This is a genomic window from Pseudomonas sp. SK3(2021) (assembly GCF_016772375.1).
Lineage (GTDB): Bacteria > Pseudomonadota > Gammaproteobacteria > Pseudomonadales > Pseudomonadaceae > Aquipseudomonas > Aquipseudomonas chlororaphis_I.
In genome coordinates, this window is the sequence record NZ_CP061943.1 from 5,049,603 (window position 1) to 5,068,940 (window position 19,338).

At 61.9% G+C, this 19,338-nt stretch carries 21 protein-coding genes and 2 pseudogenes; 13 read left to right on the top strand and 10 right to left on the bottom strand.

Going from position 1 to position 19,338, the window contains the following annotated elements; all coding sequences use genetic code 11:
- The first annotated feature begins 635 nt into the window (after positions 1 to 635).
- Entirely contained in the window at positions 636 to 1,883 is a 1,248-nt protein-coding gene (locus IF690_RS22105; protein ID WP_009050332.1) for a ribonucleotide-diphosphate reductase subunit beta, read from the top strand.
- Between the two features lie 141 nt (positions 1,884 to 2,024).
- Here IF690_RS22105 and IF690_RS22110 read toward each other — a convergent pair whose 3' ends face one another.
- Positions 2,025 to 2,738, bottom strand: coding sequence for an acid phosphatase (locus tag IF690_RS22110; RefSeq protein WP_202697375.1), 714 nt, complete (start codon positions 2,736 to 2,738; stop codon positions 2,025 to 2,027).
- 384 nt (positions 2,739 to 3,122) lie between these two features.
- Positions 3,123 to 3,734 carry a phage holin family protein gene (locus tag IF690_RS22115; protein ID WP_202697376.1) on the bottom strand — a complete coding sequence of 204 codons (612 nt, stop codon included), beginning with the start codon at positions 3,732 to 3,734 and terminating at the stop codon, positions 3,123 to 3,125.
- A gap of 145 nt (positions 3,735 to 3,879) precedes the next feature.
- Between IF690_RS22115 and IF690_RS22120 the strand changes: the two genes are divergently transcribed.
- On the top strand, positions 3,880 to 4,863 hold the full coding sequence (locus IF690_RS22120; protein WP_202697377.1) for a hypothetical protein: 984 nt from the start codon (positions 3,880 to 3,882) through the stop codon (positions 4,861 to 4,863).
- 3 nt (positions 4,864 to 4,866) lie between these two features.
- Here IF690_RS22120 and IF690_RS22125 read toward each other — a convergent pair whose 3' ends face one another.
- Positions 4,867 to 5,679 (bottom strand): sulfite exporter TauE/SafE family protein, encoded by an 813-nt coding sequence (locus tag IF690_RS22125; RefSeq protein WP_202697378.1) that lies wholly within the window; start codon positions 5,677 to 5,679, stop codon positions 4,867 to 4,869.
- Between the two features lie 113 nt (positions 5,680 to 5,792).
- On the opposite strand from IF690_RS22125, the gene IF690_RS22130 reads away from it, so the two are divergent.
- The gene (locus IF690_RS22130; protein WP_202697379.1) at positions 5,793 to 6,563 is read left to right on the top strand and encodes an AraC family transcriptional regulator; all 771 of its coding nucleotides are present in this window, start codon (positions 5,793 to 5,795) and stop codon (positions 6,561 to 6,563) included.
- 128 nt (positions 6,564 to 6,691) lie between these two features.
- Positions 6,692 to 7,009 carry a helix-turn-helix domain-containing protein gene (locus IF690_RS22135; protein WP_202697380.1) on the top strand — a complete coding sequence of 106 codons (318 nt, stop codon included), beginning with the start codon at positions 6,692 to 6,694 and terminating at the stop codon, positions 7,007 to 7,009.
- Here IF690_RS22135 and IF690_RS22140 read toward each other — a convergent pair.
- A complete protein-coding gene (locus IF690_RS22140; RefSeq protein WP_202697381.1) occupies positions 6,991 to 7,548 on the bottom strand; it encodes an AAA family ATPase in 558 nt (185 codons plus the stop codon). The genes IF690_RS22135 and IF690_RS22140 overlap by 19 nt on opposite strands.
- Positions 7,549 to 7,650: 102 nt before the next feature.
- On the bottom strand, positions 7,651 to 8,709 hold the full coding sequence (locus IF690_RS22145) for an MBL fold metallo-hydrolase (protein WP_202697382.1): 1,059 nt from the start codon (positions 8,707 to 8,709) through the stop codon (positions 7,651 to 7,653).
- A gap of 202 nt (positions 8,710 to 8,911) precedes the next feature.
- Between IF690_RS22145 and IF690_RS22150 the strand changes: the two genes are divergently transcribed.
- The 4 genes and pseudogenes from IF690_RS22150 (at position 8,912) to IF690_RS22165 (ending at position 11,599) form a co-directional block, all read left to right on the top strand.
- Positions 8,912 to 9,520, top strand: coding sequence for a TetR/AcrR family transcriptional regulator (locus IF690_RS22150; RefSeq protein ID WP_202697383.1), 609 nt, complete (start codon positions 8,912 to 8,914; stop codon positions 9,518 to 9,520).
- A 217-nt stretch (positions 9,521 to 9,737) separates the two neighbouring features.
- Complete coding sequence (locus tag IF690_RS22155) at positions 9,738 to 10,814, top strand: diguanylate cyclase (protein ID WP_202697384.1); 1,077 nt, start codon at positions 9,738 to 9,740, stop codon at positions 10,812 to 10,814.
- A 10-nt stretch (positions 10,815 to 10,824) separates the two neighbouring features.
- A pseudogene (locus IF690_RS22160) lies at positions 10,825 to 10,968 on the top strand (chemotaxis protein); the annotation flags it as partial.
- Between the two features lie 91 nt (positions 10,969 to 11,059).
- Positions 11,060 to 11,599 carry a DUF1003 domain-containing protein gene (locus tag IF690_RS22165; RefSeq protein WP_202697385.1) on the top strand — a complete coding sequence of 180 codons (540 nt, stop codon included), beginning with the start codon at positions 11,060 to 11,062 and terminating at the stop codon, positions 11,597 to 11,599.
- A 1-nt stretch (position 11,600) separates the two neighbouring features.
- Here the strand turns inward: IF690_RS22165 and IF690_RS22170 are convergent, their stop codons facing one another.
- Positions 11,601 to 12,551: a LysR family transcriptional regulator gene (locus IF690_RS22170; RefSeq protein ID WP_202701676.1), complete on the bottom strand. Its 951-nt coding sequence runs from the start codon at positions 12,549 to 12,551 to the stop codon at positions 11,601 to 11,603.
- 25 nt (positions 12,552 to 12,576) lie between these two features.
- On the opposite strand from IF690_RS22170, the gene IF690_RS22175 reads away from it, so the two are divergent.
- A complete protein-coding gene (locus IF690_RS22175; protein ID WP_202697386.1) occupies positions 12,577 to 13,296 on the top strand; it encodes a CTP synthase C-terminal region-related (seleno)protein in 720 nt (239 codons plus the stop codon).
- A complete protein-coding gene (locus IF690_RS22180; protein WP_202697387.1) occupies positions 13,293 to 13,616 on the top strand; it encodes an antibiotic biosynthesis monooxygenase family protein in 324 nt (107 codons plus the stop codon). Before IF690_RS22175 ends, IF690_RS22180 begins: the two co-directional genes overlap by 4 nt.
- Positions 13,617 to 13,673: 57 nt before the next feature.
- Here IF690_RS22180 and IF690_RS22185 read toward each other — a convergent pair whose 3' ends face one another.
- Complete coding sequence (locus IF690_RS22185) at positions 13,674 to 14,006, bottom strand: DUF2025 family protein (RefSeq protein ID WP_202697388.1); 333 nt, start codon at positions 14,004 to 14,006, stop codon at positions 13,674 to 13,676.
- Between the two features lie 250 nt (positions 14,007 to 14,256).
- On the opposite strand from IF690_RS22185, the gene IF690_RS22190 reads away from it, so the two are divergent.
- A complete protein-coding gene (locus IF690_RS22190) occupies positions 14,257 to 15,381 on the top strand; it encodes a glycerophosphodiester phosphodiesterase (RefSeq protein ID WP_202697389.1) in 1,125 nt (374 codons plus the stop codon).
- A 10-nt stretch (positions 15,382 to 15,391) separates the two neighbouring features.
- Positions 15,392 to 16,072: a helix-turn-helix domain-containing protein gene (locus tag IF690_RS22195; RefSeq protein ID WP_202697390.1), complete on the top strand. Its 681-nt coding sequence runs from the start codon at positions 15,392 to 15,394 to the stop codon at positions 16,070 to 16,072.
- A 1-nt stretch (position 16,073) separates the two neighbouring features.
- On the opposite strand, the gene IF690_RS22200 is transcribed toward IF690_RS22195, so the two are convergent.
- Positions 16,074 to 16,961: a sterol desaturase family protein gene (locus IF690_RS22200; RefSeq protein WP_202697391.1), complete on the bottom strand. Its 888-nt coding sequence runs from the start codon at positions 16,959 to 16,961 to the stop codon at positions 16,074 to 16,076.
- A gap of 152 nt (positions 16,962 to 17,113) precedes the next feature.
- On the opposite strand from IF690_RS22200, the gene IF690_RS22205 reads away from it, so the two are divergent.
- On the top strand, positions 17,114 to 17,431 hold the full coding sequence (locus tag IF690_RS22205) for a PepSY domain-containing protein (RefSeq protein WP_202697392.1): 318 nt from the start codon (positions 17,114 to 17,116) through the stop codon (positions 17,429 to 17,431).
- A gap of 59 nt (positions 17,432 to 17,490) precedes the next feature.
- Here IF690_RS22205 and IF690_RS29360 read toward each other — a convergent pair whose 3' ends face one another.
- The gene (locus tag IF690_RS29360; RefSeq protein WP_502710189.1) at positions 17,491 to 18,258 is read right to left on the bottom strand and encodes a methyl-accepting chemotaxis protein; all 768 of its coding nucleotides are present in this window, start codon (positions 18,256 to 18,258) and stop codon (positions 17,491 to 17,493) included.
- A 165-nt stretch (positions 18,259 to 18,423) separates the two neighbouring features.
- Positions 18,424 to 19,179: pseudogene (locus IF690_RS29365) on the bottom strand (methyl-accepting chemotaxis protein); the annotation flags it as partial.
- Positions 19,180 to 19,338: the final 159 nt, after the last annotated feature.

Below are 19,338 nucleotides of genomic sequence, written 5' to 3' on the forward strand. Positions count from 1 at the left end.
ACCTCGGATGGCAAGCCAGGACAGTAGTGTTTCAAAGGTCAAAAATTGACCATCCAACACAAGATGTAGTGGCAAAAGAGTTTTTTTGCTTATTTTTTGAGCAGAAACCCCACTCGACAATTTTCAGCGGAAATTGAACACAATCCTGTCTACCGAAGCGCCCACCCATCCCTGCAAGCCACACGCTACGGGGCTTGCAGAGCATCGCACAAAATCTTCAACGCCTGCGATCAACTCGAGGCGGCAAAAACACACCCAACGGGGTGAAAAAAAATCTTCGCCGGCCAAAGCCTTGTAAACCCTCGCTCCGCCGCGATAACGCCCCTCGCCGGCCGAATCGTGAGCCACTTCGTCGCACCACAGCGCCAAAAAAGTCCCTATAATGCGGCCTTAAAACGGGCCTGCAATATTCCCTTACAGGGATAAACAGCCAATCCGAAGCGAGCACAGGAGTCGACCCGGTCCTCTGTGCCCATAACCGCCTCGGAACTCCCGTACATATTTTTGTTTATTGCCTGCGTTAGCTGCTGCAACAAACGATTCCTTAAGATCCAACGCGGCCAGTTCGGCCGTGTGAAAAGCCAACCATCAGTTTTCACACGGGCATCTGGCCCTCACGCAGGAGACGACACGTCATGCTGAGCTGGGACGAATTCGACAAAGAAGAAGGCGAAGTCGCCGTCAAAGGCGCCAACGCCGGTCACGCTGCCGAAGCGGCCATGGACAAACTCGACAGCGCCGGTGGTGCCGCCGCTCTCGAAGCCCGCGCCGTAACCGCCAACGACTCTGCCGCCGTTGCCCGTGCCAAGGCATCTCTGGACCAGCTCGACATCGCCGAAGGCCTGGCCGAGTTGGAAGGTGCTTCCGCTCGTGTCGCCGTCGATGAAAAGCGCATGATCAACTGCCGCGCCGACCTCAACCAGCTCGTGCCATTCAAATACGACTGGGCCTGGCAGAAGTACCTGGACGGTTGCGCAAACCACTGGATGCCGCAAGAAGTCAACATGACCGCCGACATCGCCCTGTGGAAAAACCCGGAAGGCCTGACCGACGACGAGCGCCGCATCGTGATGCGCAACCTGGGTTTCTTCTCCACCGCCGACTCCCTGGTGGCCAACAACCTGGTGCTGGCCGTATACCGCCTGATCACCAACCCGGAATGCCGCCAGTACATCCTGCGCCAGGCGTTCGAAGAGGCGATCCACACCCACGCCTACCAGTACTGCATCGAATCGCTGGCCATGGATGAAGGCGAGATCTTCAACATGTACCACGAGATTCCATCGGTCGCCAAGAAAGCAGCCTGGGGCCTGAAGTACACCCGTTCGATCTCCGATCCGAAGTTCGAGACCGGCACCGTCGACACCGACAAAGAGCTGTTGCGCAACCTGATCGCCTACTACTGCGTTCTGGAAGGCATCTTCTTCTACTGCGGCTTCACCCAGATCCTGTCCATGGGCCGTCGCAACAAAATGACCGGCGTCGCCGAGCAGTTCCAGTACATCCTGCGCGACGAATCCATGCACCTGAACTTCGGTATCGACGTGATCAACCAGATCAAGATCGAAAACCCGCACCTGTGGGATGCCGAGATGAAGGAAGAAGCCACCCAGATGATCCTCCAGGGCACCCAACTGGAAATCGAATACGCTCGCGACACCATGCCGCGCGGCGTACTGGGCATGAACGCGGCGATGATGGAGGACTACCTCAAGTTCATCGCCAACCGTCGCCTGTCGCAGATCGGCCTGAAAGAAGAATACCCAGGCACCACCAACCCGTTCCCATGGATGAGCGAAATCATGGACTTGAAGAAAGAGAAGAACTTCTTCGAGACCCGGGTGATCGAGTACCAGACAGGTGGCGCACTGAGCTGGGATTGATTCCTGGCATCCGCCCTGTGCCGATCTCGATCTGAATCGGCACAACGAAAGATAAAAAGCCCTGACTTGCTCAGGGCTTTTTTATTGAGGGTCCGATTCCCCCGCTTCCAGGCCAATCATCCGATCAGGGTCGATATCTGCTCAATCGGCGGAGGCCAGGACTCCACGAATCTCCTGTTTCACCGCCTCGAAATCCGCCGCCGCTCTGGGATCGCCCAGCAGCCGGGCCGCCAATACCGCGGCGCTTATCTTTCCACCCTCCAGGTCGCTGGGGAAATGCACACCGGCGATAACCCGGCTGTCGGCATTGATCTGCGCGTGGCTGAACAGCTCGCTGCGTTTTTCCGGCAGCGCCATGCTCAACAAGGTGGCATTGAGATAACCATTCATCGAGTGTCCGCTGGGGTAGGAATCGCCCTCGGGTGGCGGTAGTACCGGCTTCACCAGTGCCGAGGCTTCGTAAGGACGCGGCCGGCCATAGCTGTGCTTGGCCGGCATCAGGAACTGCACCAGGTCTTCCTGGGCTCGCCGGAAGAAGGCGCGGGTCAGGGGCAGGCGCTCGACCTTGAAACCGGCACCGAGGGACTCCCTGGCGAAATGGAACACGCTGTCCTCCCATTCATCATCCTGCTGGACCTGGCTCACCTGCGCACTGCTGCGTACCGCCTGGGCCGCCAGCACGGCTTTCAGGTCGCTTTGCTGCAGTGACGAGTCGATGGCAGGGGGCGGCGGCAAGTAGTCAGCCAACCGGAACTGATTCGCCGGCAGATAAGGCAAGGCCGCCTGCTCCGCCAGAACACCACCCGCACCGGACAGGGCCAGAAAAAACAACAATGAACGCGTCAGAACAGGCATATCAAGGTCCTCGTCATAGTGAGGAGAAAAGCCGTTTGGCTTGTTCCCACCGAACCTTCACTCATGAGGCCGGCGACCTCTTATCGGCCATTTCCTTGGGGCTTACTTGTCCCTCCCTGCCAGGGGGATGACAGTCGCTGCCAGGTCTGGCTCGAACATCTAAGCTTTTATTTTTACAAGCTTTAGCATGTAGGACTCCTCCCTAGATGGTGAGAGTTTTGTTAATTGGCGCTGTAGAGAGTTTTGTAGACCCACCCCGCCAAACACATCGGAATGCTGCCGCGATGACACGGAAAGAGACAAGGAGGCTGTCTGTTTGATTGGCCCTGACGGGGGATTCTTCGCGAGCACGCCCGCCCTACAAAGGGAGCGGTTGGAGCAGGATCATGGCTTGTTCTGCTCAAGCGGACGCCAATCGAAATGCTGCCGTTCGCCGACACCATTGAAGTCGACGCGATAGGTGTGCTGCTTGCCGCCGATATCACAGACACCGATCAGGTCGTGGTTATGCTGTTCGCGAGGCGGTGGCGTCTGGATGCGCACGGTGCCATGGCAGTTTTCGTAGTTGCAGGGCGCAGTATTGCGATACAGCAGGTAATCGCCACTTTCATCACGCTCGACCCAACGCCCATCGATGAATCGTGCCTGGTCGGGTGGAATGCTGGCGGTGGCCATCTTGCGTTTGCCGTTGCACAGCATCACCCCGCCCAGGGCAATGGCCATGATGAGGTAGGCCAGGATCCGCGACTCCACATTAAAGTAGGAAAGGATGCCCAACGCGTCGGCCAGGATCGACATGATCGAAAGCGCCAGCGCCGGCAGCGACAGGAAAAACGCCACCGCGCCTTTGATCACGCTGCCCCGGCTCACCCGCTCGACACTCCTGGGGTCGATGACGAACTGAATGCTGGTGCGCCCGGGCGCCTGATTCTGGGCGATGTTGATGTGGTTGGCATCACCAATGGAGCCGATATTGATGCGGTTACCGTCAGACATGAACCTGAGCCCTTTCCGGTTATGGGTGTGGATCGCGCTACCTACAAGATTATGCCGAGATAGGCGCCCATGCTTGAAAAGATCAGTGCACTCCCCTCCGCCACCCGCTATTAATAGCTTTCTTCACTCAAGGACCCGAGCCGTCATGAAATTCGACACCGCCTACTGCATCAGCCTCGACGACAAACTGTCGATCTATGACGTGCGCGATCTGAATTTCGACGAGACCATGGCCTTCGACTCGGCCAAGGAACAGTTCCAGTGCCCCAACGATGCCTGTCGCGTTGCCTTTGCCGCGGACAATCAGTTGGGCACGTTCAATGCCAAGAACGTCAATTACATCCGCACCCCGCACTTCAAGAACCTGCCCGGCACCCGCCATGTCGAGGGCTGTCCGTATGGCACCAGCAGGACGCTGGCAGCCGGGTTGGAGGGCGCGCAGGACGAGGATGATCGGGAGGAACATTTCCCGTCGGAATTGCTCCTGACCCGCCGCGAATATCTACGCAGACCCGCCACCCCGTCAGCGAATGTCGACACGCCAAGCACTACAGCGCCCACCCTCTCCTCCATCCCGCGCACGTCTCATCCAGCCCAGGCCAGCACACCGGACAAGACCAGCGTCTTCGCCCATCCGGTGGAGTGTTTTGTGTCGAATATCGACGACAAGGAGTTGCTCAAGCGCATGCCGTTGAAGATTGGCGAGCACACGGCATCCTATGCCTCGTTTTTCAAGAAGATCGAATACCTGCTGGACAACAAGGGGTTGATCTACTGGGGCAAGATCAAGGAGATCAAGGACTATACCCAGAGCTTTCGCATCGACTTCGAACAGAAGGTCTGGTTCAAGCAGGCGGACGAGGGGAAAAAGAAGCCCTACTCGGTCAATGTCTACCTGAGCAAAAAGCTGATCGAGAACTACCGCAAGCGCAAAGCCTTCCTTGAAGAGATCAAGCACGCCATCGACAGCGAACAAGCGCTGTATTGCTTCTTTTACGGGGTGACCCCGGAGCTGAAACAGGTGCCGAGCAAGAAACACCCCGAACAGACATTCGGGGTATTCAGCGCCAACATCGAGAACCTCGATCACTTCATCATTCGTGAAGCGCCGGGGCTGGCGACGGGCTAGCCCTTAGCTGGCCAGCATGCCGAACATCACCAACACCAGCAGGCCGATATACACCCGCGCATGCAACCGATCGGGAATGCGCCCGATCCATGGCGAAGCCAGGCGAATGCCCAGCAATGAACCGAGGGTCAGCACGGTAAAGGCCAGCAGGTCGATGTAGCCGATAAACCAGGGGCCCAGATCGAAGCGGCTGAAGCCGGCCAGGGCCATATAGGTGACAGTCCCGGCCAGGGCCACCGGCACGCTCAGCGGATTGGCCATGGACGTGGCCTGGGTCATGCTCAGGCCGCAACGGCGCAGCAGGGGCACGGTCATCACGCTGCCACCGACACCCAGGAAGGTAGCAATGGCACCGATGCCCAGGCCGCCGGTGTATTCCAGTCGCCCCAGGCGGCGCGGCGCACGGGTGTCGGCCCGCTCAAGAAAGCCACGACGCAGCAGGCAATCGGCAATGCTCAGCGCCAGGTAGGCGATAAAGGCGTAACGCATCACTTCACCACTGACCGCCATTGCCAGGACCGCTCCCCCTATCGCGCCCAACCCGATATAGCCGCCCAGCGGCCACAGGTAATGCCGAATCAGGTTGCCGGCGCGGCGGTGTTTGCCGGTGGCCATCAACGCATTGACGATCATCATGCAGGTCGAGGTGGCGACCGCTACATGCATGGCCGACTGGGCGATGGCATCGTCAGCGCCATGGCTGCTCAGCAGCAGGCGATACAGCAGCGGCACCACCACAAAACCGCCGCCGAAACCGAACAGTACCGCGCTGATCCCGCTCATGCCGCCGAACAGCGCCAGCCATAGATAAAACATCGAAGATCCTCCGTTAGCAGAAGACCTCGACGATAGAGCGCCAGGGCTTGGCCGACTTTAGCAAGTCAGCCAATACTGTTCGCATTTACGCCAACCCGCGGATGCCTGACGCCATGCGTAACACTTCAATCGACCGGCTGGATCACACCCCACGCGCCGTGGTGGCGATCGGCACCGATTATCCCCAGGGCCACCGGTTGCCGAGCCATAGCCATCGTCGCGCGCAGCTGTTGTATGGCGCCACCGGGGTGATGCAGGTCAGCACCACGAACGGCTGCTGGGTGGTGCCACCACAGCGCGCGGTATGGATTCCGCCCCGGGTCGCCCATGAGGTGCTGATGCTAGGGGTCAGCACCCGTAGCCTGTACATCGAACCGGAGGCAATGCCGGCCTTGGGGGATGAGTGCCAGGTGATCAGCGTTTCGCCGCTGATGCGCCAGTTGCTGATGGAGGCGGTGGATCTGCCGCTGGTGTACGACGAGGACGGACGCGACGGTGCGCTGATCAGCCTGTTGCTGCATGAACTGAGCCGCACCACTCGCCTGCCCCTGCACATTCCCCTGCCCGAAACGCCGCGCCTGCTCACGCTGTGCCAGGCCTTCCTGCAACACCCCAATACCCACCAGTCTCCCGAGCAATGGGCGCAACAGCTGCATATCAGCCTGCGCACCTTCAACCGCCTGTTCCGCGAGCAAACCGCCATGAGTTTTGTCCAGTGGCGCCAGCGCGCCTGTGTGGTCAGGGCCTTGAGCCGACTGGCCGCAGGTGAGGCGGTGACGCGAATAGCCCTCGATTTCGGCTATGACAGCCCCGCCGCCTTCTCCACTATGTTCCGCCGGGTAACGGGGCAACCACCCAGCGCCTACCTGGAAACCGGGATATAGCGCCGGGACAAGCCTTGTCACGAAGGCATTGAGGCGATCGGCAAAATGAGTTTGATCCGGGCGCAAAACAACTGTACAAATAAACAGTACATTATCAATTTATCTTCACCCGCTTCCGGAGAAAACCCATGGCCTCACTCGCGATGAAAGTCACCCTGGAACGTATCGCCCTTTTCCAGTTCACCCCAGAACACTGCCTCCAGGCCCGCGCCATGCTGGGTTGGAGCCAGGAACATCTGTCACGGGAGTCCGGCGTCTCGGTAGCCGCCATTCGCCGCTTCGAGGCGGGTGGCGAGTTGCTCGACGTGACCCGACTGGCGCTGGCCTTTCGCCTGGAAGCAGAAGGCCTGGTGTTTTTCCCCGGCTTCGCCCCGGGGCGCGGCATGAACATCAAGGGCGCGACGCCCAACCCGATGGAACGTCCCGACTACGCCATGATCGAGTGACCCAGGGCGCTCAGTACCTCTTCCTGTAATACCTGCACAGAACGGTGAGTGGCATCAAGGCGGATTACCGGGCAGCTCAGCCCGGTGATCCACCTCTCATGCCGGCGCAGGCTGCGCGTGCCTTGGCCACCCGTGTCATAGCCGGCCGCCCAGGCAAGAAAGGTCTGAGTAGCGAGATGGCGTTCACCGCCCTCATGGATCTGCTCGCCGTAACGCTGAAACTCGCGCACCCGCAAACGCTGCAGACGGATCTCTGGGTCCAGGCGAAGGAAAATGGCATGGGTGAAGGTCGGAATCATCGGGTCGCCCCAACCGCACAAGGAGCCGGACAACACCCAGCTGTCCAACCCGGCCACCTGCTGCTGTAACAGCTGGATGCGCTCATCCCGGGGACGGCGCAGGCTGAAAGGCTGTTCACTGGGGCGCCAGAAGAAATTATCGGAGTCGAAGTGCGCGATCCCCAAGCGCTGGGCCAGCGCATGACCCAAGGTCGTGGTACCGGAACCGGACGCGCCAAACAGATGAAGCCGATAAGCCATCACAAGGTCCGTCGAGGCATTGGGGGAGTTTTCTAGATACTCTCCAGGCCCAGACACGGCAACCTCGCGATGGCCAGGCTCGGGAAGTCACCGATGAAGGGCCTACAGATCGCATGCCATTGCCTGCTCGACCATAGGGTCGACCTCCATCCACCAGGCGTGCCCTCGCTGCGGGTGCGACAGGTTGAAGGCCTCGCCCATTTGCGGCGTGGCAATGGCGATGCTGCGTTCCCAGGCCAGCGAGAGGATGCGGTCGAACGGTTCGTACCAGGCATGCATCGACAGGTCGAACGTGCCGTTGTGGATGGGTAACAACCAGTGCCCCTTGAGGTCGATGTGCGCCTGCAAGGTCTGCTCAGGCTGCATGTGCACGCCCGGCCACTCGACGTTGTAGGCACCGGTTTCCATCAGGGTCAGGTCGAAAGGGCCGTAACGTTCGCCGATTCGCTTGAAGCCGTCGAAGTAGCCACTGTCCCCGCTGAAGAAGATCCGGCTGTCGCCATCGATCATCACCCAGGACGCCCACAGCGTGTTGTTGCCGTCGAACAGGCCACGGCCAGAGAAATGCTGTGAAGGCGTGGCGATAAAACGAATGCCATCGACTTCCGTGCCTTCCCACCAGTCCAACTGGCGCACCTTGTCGGCCGGCACGCCCCACTTCACCAGGGTATCGCCCACACCCAGGGGCGTGAGGAAATTGCAGGTCTTGTCCGCCAGCTTGAGCACGGTCTGGTGGTCCAGGTGATCGTAGTGGTCGTGGGACAGGATCACCGCTTCGATCGGTGGCAATTCGTCCAGGCTGATAGGCGGCTGATGGAAACGCTTGGGGCCGGCCCATTGCACTGGCGATGCGCGCTCGGCGAACACCGGATCGGTGATCCAGAACTTGTCGTGCAGCTTCAATAACACCGTCGAATGCCCCAGGCGGTAGACACTCCGGTTAGGCGCCGCCAGCAGCTGTTCGAGGGTCAATGGCTGCACCGGGATGTCTCCGACCGGACGGGTATTACGCGGTTTGTGAAACAACATGCGCCAGAAAATACTCAGCGTCTTGCCCAGTCCGGCACGCCGGACCGGCGCGTGATTACGGAACGCACCTTGTTCCTGCAGGGACGTTTCAGGGCGTGAGGCGCTGTCTGCACGGGAAGAGAGAGTGGCCATGAATCAGTGACTCCAAGGAACCCGAAAAGGCTCCGGTGATTCTCTGCGGAACGAGAAAGGCCAATGCACGCAAGCGTCAGCCGACCATCATGTTTTCTGTCATGAACTACACTGCACAGTGTAGTTTTTCTAGATTGCAACAAACCCGGGACTAAGTAAACTGCCCCGGATACCTGCCAACGACCGCCATCAAACCCAACTTATGACAGCTCCGAAGCGCCTGACCGACCTCAAACGCGAAGCCATCATCCAGGCGGCGATCACCGAATTCCATGCCAGCGGGTTCGATATCACCAGCATGGACAAGATCGCGGCAACCGCCGGAGTGTCCAAGCGCACGGTGTACAACCACTTCCCCAGCAAGGAGGAGTTGTTCACCGAGATCATGCATAAGTTATGGGCGAGCATCAGGGCGCGAGCGGACATTCTTTACCAACCCGGATTACCCCTGCGTGAACAGTTGCGGGAATTGCTGATGGCCAAGCTGCAACTGCTGGCCGATGACAACTTCCTCAACCTGGCACGGGTCGCCATTGCCGCTACCCTGCATTCCCCCGAACGCGCCCAGTACATGGTGGCGCGCATGGGCGAGCGTGAAGAAAGCCTGATGGTGTGGATTCGCTCGGCTCGGGCGGATGGCCGACTCAAGCCCCTGGACCCGGACTTCGCCGCCCAGCAACTCCACGGCATGCTCAAGGCGTTTGCCTTCTGGCCACAGATCACCATGAACCAGCCGCCCCTCAAGGAAGACGAACAACAGCGCGTCGTCGAGTCCACGCTGGACATGTTCCTGACCTGCTATCAGGCCTGACGCCCTTCCCCTGGTCGCTCCAGCCAAGCAGCTGCCTTTACTTGTACCGAACGCTCTGCAATGGGCATTGGCGTACGATCGTTCCACTAAATGGCCTGCAAGGACACTGATTATTCTTCTTGGAATAAATGACAATATTCACCGCCTTGCCCAATGAAGGGTGACGGCCACTAAAAACACCACAAAGTGTTTCAAATCCGGGCTGGCGTGGAAATTTATGGATAACCAACAAGGCAAAGGGCTGTCATTTGCCAAACGTATCTACCTGCCAAGGCTGGTCGGCCTGGGGATCGGCAGCCTCAGCGTATTCGCCGGCCTGTACCCGCTGCCGCAACCGGCCTGGGTTTGGCTATTCCTGCTGTTCAACGGCTTTATCTGGCCACACCTGGCATACCGGATCTCGACCCGCGCGGCCTTCCCCTACCAGGCCGAACGCCGCAACCTGCTGTGCGACTCGCTCTTCGGGGGGTTCTGGGCGGCGGCGATGCAGTTCAATCCGCTGCCCACGGTGACCATTCTGGCCATGATGGCAATGAACAACGTCGCAGCCGGTGGCCTGCGCCTGTTCATCCATGGCTCCGTGGCACAACTGAGCGGTGTACTGCTTTCGTGGTTACTGCTCGGTCCGGCCTTCACCGGGCATGCCTCCCAGATGCAGATATACGCCTGCCTGCCGATGCTGACCCTCTATCCGATGGCAGTGGGCATGGTCTGCTACCGACTGGCGATCAAGCTCTCCGAGCACAAGCGTACCCTTAGCGCGCTGAGCCGCACCGACAGCCTGACCGGCCTGCTCAACCATGGCGCCTGGAAAGACCTGCTGCACCTCAAGTTCACCAAGTGCCAGCAACAACGCTGCCACGGCACCCTTGCCTTGATCGACATCGATCACTTCAAACACATCAACGACAGCTACGGCCATATCCTCGGCGATGCCGTGCTGCATCAGTTGAGCCGGGACCTCAAGCTCAACCTGCGCCAGGGCGACCTGGCCGGGCGCTATGGCGGCGATGAGTTCTGCGTGATCCTGCCGGAGACCTCGATCCAGCAGGCCCACGAAGTGTTGGAACAGTTGCGGGAAGTCTTCGGCAACTATCGCCATCCGGGCGTGCCACAACTCCGGGTCAGCCTGAGTATCGGCCTCGCCGCCTGGCACCCGGGGCTACGCGATGCCGCAATGTGGCTCATGGAGGCCGACCAGGCCCTGTATGCCGCGAAAAACACCGGGCGCAACAAAGTCGCAGCCGCCAGCCCGGTAAACGGCACCCTCCTCGCCGTGTCGACCGACTCCTGAAAGCTTGTACAAAATGGACGGCACCCGGGACCGGGCGACCAAGGGCGTGGGCCTGGCGGATCAGGCCGGCACGGTGGTCCTGCAGATTCATGACAGGGCCAGCGAGGCGGTACGGGCCGTAAACATGTTCGCCAACGAGCGCGCAGCGCCCTGAACCGGCGCTTTCGAATCAACGGCGTCGATGCCAGGGAAGGTGTCGGGCAACGGGCTATAGTGACCGGCAGTCCCATCGCCCCGAGCCCGCCATGAACCCGACCCTATCCGAAACAGCCTCTGCCGTCCCTGTCGACCACCTGCGCTTTCATCGTCCCCACGCCCATCTGGCCCCGACCTTCGGCACCGACAGCTTTGCCCTGAAGGCCGAAGCCTTCGCCCGCTTTTTCGGCACCCCGACCTTTCTTGGCGCGCAAACCCTGATCGTGCTGATCTGGGTCGGGCTCAACCTGAGCGGTGTGACGCACTTCGACGTCTACCCCTTCATCCTCCTCAACCTGGCCTTCAGCCTGCAATCGGCCTATGCCGCGCCACTGATCCTGCTCGCCCAGACCCGCCAGGCCGCACGCGACAAAGCCCAGACCGACGCCGATGCCCGGCACCGCGAGGCCATCGCTATCGCCAACAGCGAACGCCAGGCACAAGCCGCGCAACACACCGCGCAACTGCTCGAACTGCTGGAGCAGAACACTCGCCTGACCGAGATGACCAAACAATTGAGCGAACGCATCGAAAGCCTGACCTCGGAAATGCACCAGCACGTCTTGCACAAGGCCTCGCCCCAGGCATGACTCACTGCGGTGCGCGCAGGCGCTGGCTCAATTCGTCGAACAGCGTCACCACCGCGCGCAACGCCCGGCAGTCGGCCCGGGTCAGCAGCCAGAGCGCGGTGTCGCAGCCTGGCAGCGGGTCGCTCAAGGGTTGCAGGGCGCAGGTGTCATCGAGCAGGAAGTCCGGCAGCACCGCCACGCCCAGTCCGGCCTTCACCAGTTCACTGACCGCCAGCATGCTGTTGCAGCGATAGCCCGGTACCACGCCAGGCAATGCCTGCCGACGCCAGGCCACCGTGGCGTGGTCCGGGAGAAAATCGTCCGGGGCGATCCAGGTCAGTCCGGCCAGATCCGTCGCCCCTGCCGATTGCCGATAGCTTGGGCTGGCACAGACCCGGTAAGACACCCTACGCAACTGCCGGCCTACCAAGTGCTCGGGCGGTGTGCGCGTCAGGCGCAGGGCCAGGTCGGCGTCGCGCCGGCTGAGGTTGGCGAAATCATTCGAGGTACTGAGCTCCAGGGCCAGCGCCGGGTAACGCGGCATGAATTGCGCCAGCGCCGGCAACAGCAGGCCCTGCAATACCGAATCGGTACAGGTCAGGCGCACCGTACCGCTGACCACCGTGCCACCCTGCTCCACCCCGACCTGTGCCGCGTCCAGTGCCTGTTCGGCACGCTCGGCCTGCTCGGCCAGGGTGCGGGCCAAGCCGGTGGGCAGGTAGCCGGCGCGGCTCTTGTCGAACAGCTGCTGGCCCAGCGCGGCTTCGAGGCGACGCACCGCACGGAACACCGTGGACACATCGACTTTCAACAACGCCGCCGCGCGGGCCAGGGAGCCACCGCGCACCAGGGCGAGGATCAGCGACAGGTCGGAGTAGTCGAGCCGATAGTGCGTGGCTGCATTGATCACTTGGATAAACGCCAATATTGAGTGCGTGAGCGCCAATCTATAGTGACCCCCTGCAATCGACAAGCGCTGGCCATACCGGGAGACGTCCATGCCGCACATCGCTCATCCGCCCACCCTGCACATCGCCCTGGTGGGCGACTACGACCCTCAGGTCACCGCGCACCAGGCCATTCCCCGGGCACTGGAAATGGCCGCCGAGGAAACCGGCCTCAAGGTGCACTACCGCTGGCTGGCCACCGACAGCGTGACCCGCGACGAACCACTGCAAGCGGTCGACGGCATCTGGTGCGTGCCTGGCAGCCCATACCGCTCGATGGACGGTGCCTTGCGGGCGATCCGTTTTGCCCGCGAACAGCAGCGGCCCTTCCTCGGCACCTGCGGCGGTTTTCAGCATGCGCTGCTGGAGTACGCACGCAACGTGCTGGGCTGGGCCGATGCCGAGCACGGCGAAACCCATCCCGAGGCCGAGCGCGCCGTGCTCACGCCCTTGACCTGCGCCTTGGTGGAAGCCACCGACAGCATCCACCTGAGTGCAGGCAGCCGCATCGCCGAAGCCTATGGCGAGCGGCAGATCAGCGAAGGTTATCGCTGTCGCTACGGGGTCAACCCGCAGTTCGCCGCGCAATTGCTCACGCACAACCTGCGCCCCAGCGGCTACGACTCGGCCGGCGACCTGCGGGCGGTGGAACTGCGCGACCATCGTTTTTTTATCGCCACCCTGTTCCAGCCAGAACGGGCGGCGCTCAAAGGCGTCGTGCCGCCCCTGGCCAGCGCCCTGCTCGCCGCTTGCCTGGAGCGGTACCCATGATCGCCCGCACACCCGAGGCGCCCTACTACGCGGTGATTTTCAGCGCCCAGCGCCGCGAGCCAGACCCAGCCTACGAGCAGGCCGCCGAACGCATGGTCGAACTGGCGCGGCAGCAGCCGGGATTTCTCGGCATGGAGTTCGCGCGTGACGAGGATGGCTTCGGCATCACGGTCTCCTATTGGCGGGACCAGGCCTCGATCCTCGCCTGGAAGCAGCACGCCGAGCATCGCATCGCCCGCGAACGCGGGCGTAGCGACTGGTACGCGGCCTGTCATACCCGGGTGTGCAAGGTCGAACGCGCCTACCTGTTCGAACGCTGAGACCTCACCACCCGCAAGCTCGCGACAACCTCGCCCCCGCCAAGCGCGACGCCTGGACTATTGCGCCGCCGACACCCGATTGCGCACCGCCGAAATCTCCGGCAGGTCGGTGCGGCGCATGTACACGCGCAAGGGTTCGCTGATGTTGATGCGCTCGTCGATGTTCTGCTCCAGCAGCAACTGGATCAGCTCGCGCTTGAGCACCATGACCTGGCCCTCGGCGGTGGCCCAGACAAATTCACTGGCGGGGCTGATGGCGTCGTCGGCGACGTCCATGCCGAAGGAGTCTTCGCTGAAGCGCACGATGTGCTGGCCGCTCTTGCGGTTGAAACCGACAAATCCCTTGAGCTGGTCGGCGGCCTGGCAGATGAGTTCGGATGTGATGCGCATGGTAAACCTCACTGAATATCCCGAAGGACAGGTGATCGATGGTTTACACGCAGGGCAAGAGTGGACATGTTCCAGGGCTTCCCTCTGACGGGGAAACTTCAGGGCGCAAGCGTACTGCAAAGCACTACACAAAAGCGTCGGAAAATTTGCCGCACCTGCAGATTTATGTCGGTTTCGCGATAGCACAACGGCCATTCAATTGTTAAAAGGTAGTCCTTTGAAAACCGCCCTCCACGAAAGGACCTCGACCATGCCTGCCACCTTCACCAAAAGCGCCCTGATGCTGAGCCTGATGCTTGGCCTGGGCCAGGCACAGGCCGCCAGCCCAAGCCCTACCGCACTGGCTGTCAGCCAAGGCATTCCACACCCTGCGGTGATCGCTCACCGCGGCGCGTCCTTCGATGCACCGGAATCCACCGCCGCCGCCTACAAGCTGGCCCGCGACCTGGGTGCCGACTACCTGGAAATGGACCTGCAACGCAGCAAGGACGGCGTGCTGTTCGCCCTGCATGACAACAACCTGCAACGTACCACCGACGTCGCCAGCAAGTTTCCTGAGCGCAAGGACAGCCCGGCCAATGCCTTCACCATGGCCGAACTGAAAACCCTCGACGCCGGCAGCTGGTTCAACCAGGCCTACCCCGACCGCGCCCGTGCGAGCTACGTCGGCCTGAAGATCCTGACCCTCGACGAAATCATCGACATCGCCCAGAGCAACCCGCATCACAAGCCCGGCCTGTACATCGAGACCAAGGAGCCCAAGCAGTTCCCCGGCATCGAGCACGACCTCAAGGAAAAACTCCAGGACCGCGGCTGGCTCAGCCCGGCCGGCTCCAAGCTGGCGAAAAGCGAACTGGCGGTAGGCCAGGGCAAAGGCAAGGTGGTGCTGCAGACCTTCGAGAAGAGCAGCCTGGAACTGCTGCAGAAAGAAATGCCCAAGGTGCCGAAGATCCTCCTGCTATGGGTTGGTGAAGGCGGCATGCAGCCCAAGTCCGACGTGACCTTCGCCAACAGCGGCGAGAAGGACAAGGCGGCCTACTATGCCAAGCAGGAACCCAAGGACAAGGCCGAGTTCGAGCAGTGGGTCAGCTACGCCAAGGCCCAGGGCGCCATCGGCACCGGCCCGTCGGCGGCACTGACCAACGGCGGCGACCAGAGCTATTCGGACCTGGTGCAACCCTGGATGAACCAGTTCACCCACGACCAGGGCCTGCTGGTGCACGTCTACACCATCGACGAGCCAGTAGACTTCAAGAAGGTCCTGGATTCCGGTGTCGACGGCATCTTCACCAACCGCGCCTCGGAGCTGCTCAAGTACGCCAAGCGTCCGGCCAGCGGCAGCGTGAGCCAGCTGCTCGAGGCCAACGGCTACTGAGCCGGTTGCCGTGCGCACGCCCGAATGGACAGGCCAGCTGTGGCTCGGGCGTGACTACGGACTGATCCAGGGCGAGCTGGGGCGCACCGCGCCCCACGCTCACTATGCCCATCAACTGATCCTCGCCCCCGCCACACCAGTCACTGTCAGCCTCGACGGCCAGCCTTGCAGCGCAAGGCGCGTGTTCATCCCGGCCATGCAGCGGCATGCCATCCTCGATGCGCCCGGGACCCTGTTCACCCTCTATGCCGAACCGCTGGCGATTGACGCCCAGGCCCTGCAAGACAGCCTGCTGGATGTCGAGCTGACGCTGCCGGCGCTGGCCGAAGCGCTGCAGCATTGCCCGCGCCGAACCTTGCAGGACCGACGAATCGAAAAGGCCCTGGCGGCCCTCGACAGACAATTGGCCGGCAAGGTCTCGGCAAGCACCCTGGCGGCCCATGCGCACCTGTCCCTGAGCCAGCTCGAACGGCTGTTCAGTGGCCAGCTCGGGTTGCCGGTGCGGCGCCTGGTACTGTGGCGGCGCCTGCGCCTGGCGATGGGCCTGGTGCTGGCGGGCCAGGCCATCACCGAGGCGGCTCATGGCGCCGGTTTTGCCGATTCCGCGCACTTCTCCCGTACCCTGAAAACCCTGTTCGGCGTCACCGCGCGCCAGGCCCTGCAACACATCGAGCTGCGCCTGCTGGACTGAATCAACGCCGCAGCGGCAAGGGCACCGGTGGTTCCTCGTGGACGGCTTGCCGACTGAAGGGTGCCAGCAATTGTCGCCCATACGCCTTCGGATAATCCGGCTGGCTGCCGATGCCCAGGTCGCCTTGGCGCATCGGGTAGGCCGAGGAGTAAAACGCCGTGCCCAGCAGCCAGTCCCAGACATTCAAGAACAGGCCGAAATTCACATTGCCGGCCGTGCCGTACTTCATGTGGTGAAAGCGATGCATCGGTGCCCAGGCGAACACCCAGCCCAGCGGGCCGGGGCGCATGTCGACATTGGAGTGCTGCAACAACAGCTGGATGGCGATGGCAAACGCCAGCAGTTGCGCCACTGGCAAGGGGACGCCCAAAAACAGCAGCGGCAGCAGCCCGGCGCTGGCTTCCAGCAACTGATGCAGCGGGTGCTTCATCAAGCCGTTGAAGCCATACAGGCGCTGCACGCTGTGATGCACCGCATGCAGGCGCCACAGCCAGGACAATCGGTGGCTGAAATAATGCGCCAGGGTCAGGCCGCAGTCGGCGACGACAATCGCCAGCGCCAGTTGCGCCCACAGCGACCAGCCGCGCGGCCACAGGCCGTCGAAGGCCAGCAGGCTCACCAGCCCCGGCAACAGCAGCAACCCCAGGGCGTTCAGGCTTTCATTGACCAGCGCGTGCAACACGTCACGCAGGCGATCCTGCTGCGGGCGGTTCCAGTCCACCTCATAGGGCAACCACCACTCCGCCAGAAAGGACACCCCGAGCGCCCCGGCGAACACCAGTAGCAACCAGCCCGGGGCCAACTCCGGCGTGCCGATTACCCACACGCCAGCGCCGATGAAGCCGGCAAAGAACACCGGACCGTACAAGCCTTTGATCATTGGTTTCATCACTGCCTCTCCTGTTCGAGAGCACAGCTTGAAATACCCGAGGGCCGCTGGAATTGAACAAACGGCGCAAAGCGTGCGCTGAATTAAGGGTGAATTAAGTTGTGCCGGCTAATCTGAACCCACTTCAAACAAATCCCCCAAGGAAAGACACTATGAAAACGCTGACTGCCCTGTTCGCCGCGACCGCCCTGACCCTGACCGCGGGCCTGGCCCAGGCCGACGTGCGCCCGGACCTGATCCCGGGCCTGCTCAAGGCCGGCACCATCATGGACCTGGAAAAACTCAACCAGGCGGCACTGGCCGAACACCCTGGCACCACCGCCGCCAACATCACCGACACCGAACTGGAACAGACCGCGACCGGCGCCTACGTCTACCAGGTGGAGCTGCGTGACGCCAAGGGCGTCGAGTGGGACGTCGATCTGGATGCCAAGACCGGCAAGGTCCTGAGCAACAAGCAAGACACGTAATTCAGTACAAAAAAGCCGCGTGCCCGAAAGGCCACGCGGCTTTTTTATTCACTGGCGCATCAGGCACTCAGGCGTGCCGTCACCTCGTTCAACTGCCCCGACAGCTCGTGCAGGTTCTGGCTGGCGCGCTCGGTGCGCTGCACGTTATCCAGGTTGGTACTGGCGATCGAGGTGATCTCGGTCAGGTTGCGCGAGATGTCCTCGGCCACCGAGGTCTGCTCTTCCGCCGCCGTGGCGATCTGCCGGTTCATGTCGCGGATCGCCTCGACCGCTTCGGTGATCCGCTCCAGCATGGCGCCAGCCTGAGTCACCTGCTCGACGCTGGCATCGCTGCGCGCCTGGCCACTCTCGATCGCATGGGCGGCGTCCAGGGCGCCGGTCTGTACGCTCTGGATGATCTGGTTGATCTCGATGATCGACGCCGCGGTGCGCTGCGCCAAACTGCGTACCTCATCGGCGACCACGGCGAACCCGCGCCCGGCCTCGCCGGCCCGCGCCGCCTCGATGGCGGCGTTGAGCGCCAGCAGGTTGGTCTGCTCGGCGATGCCGCGGATCACTTCCAGGACCTTGCCGATGCGCCCGCTGTCGGCTTCCAGGCGGCGGATCACCTCGGCAGTGTTGGCGATTTCGCCACGCATCAAGGTGATGGTGTGGATGGTGCCCTGCATCACCTGCTCGCCCTGCTGGGCCGACTGGTCGGCGTCATCGGCGGCCCGCGCCGCATCCGCCGCATGGCGGGCCACCTCCTGGGCGGTGGCGGACATTTCGTTCATCGCCGTGGCGACCTGGTCGGTACGGTTGAACTGATCGCTGGTGCCCTGGGACATCAGGCTGGCAATGGCCTTCAACTCGCCGCTGGCGCTGTCCAGGTCGGACCCGCTGCGCTGCAGGCGGCTGAAGGTTTCGGCGAGGAAATCACGCAAGGTATTGGCGGCCACCGCCAGCTTGCCCAACTCGTCCTGGCGGCTGCTGGCCACGCGCTCGGCAATCCGCCCACGGCTGAGTTGCGCCACGTAGTCGATCAGTTGGCGGATCGGTTCCACCAGGCTGCGGTTGACCAGCCACAGGCTCAGCACGCCGATCAGCAAGCCCGAGGCCAGCATCACCAGCAGGCCGATCCAGACCGTGCGCTGGGCGGCGGCGCTGATGTCGAGCGACTGTTCGCTGCCCTGCTTGCGCAGCTCGCTCACCAGTTCGCTCATCTGCTCGCTGGCAGCGCGATCCACACCCTTGACCGCGGCGTCGCCAGCAGCCGGGTCGGCACCGGCGGCGACAAAGGCATCGCGGCCTTTCCGGTACGCCATGCCCAACACCCGATGTTCTTCACGCAAGCGCTCGATCCGGCCCTTGAACGCCGCATCGACACCGGGATCGGCCGCCAACTGGCCAAGGATGCCCTGCACATCGCGCTGGCGATCCTCGAACTGCTGCCAGTACTTGTTCAGCTCGGCACTCTGCTTGCCACGCAGCAACACGTTTTTCCACTCCTGCACCTGGACCTTGAATTGCAGGTTGGCTTCATCGATCAACTGCGAGGCGCGCAGCGGCCCCTCGATCAGGTCGCGATAACCTTGCACGCCATTGGACAGGAAGTGAAAACACGCCAGCGCGATCAACAGCATCGCCAGCAGGCTGCCGCTCAACAAAGCCAGGACTTGCGCTCTCAGGGATTTTTGCAAGGACATCGAATGAGATCTCTCAACAGGGATAGAGCACGCCCGAGGCGGGCATGCGTAGCAGGCGAACATCCCTGTCAGGCGAACCGGGGCAAGCCGGTCGCACAGTCGTCGTATGCGTGATCGGCCTGAAAGAAGCTTTCTTGAGGGCCTCCGACAGCCGGTTGTATCCGCCGGATGTTGCACTTCAAACCGTCACAAAATGGTCATGACGGCTTGCGATGATCGGGC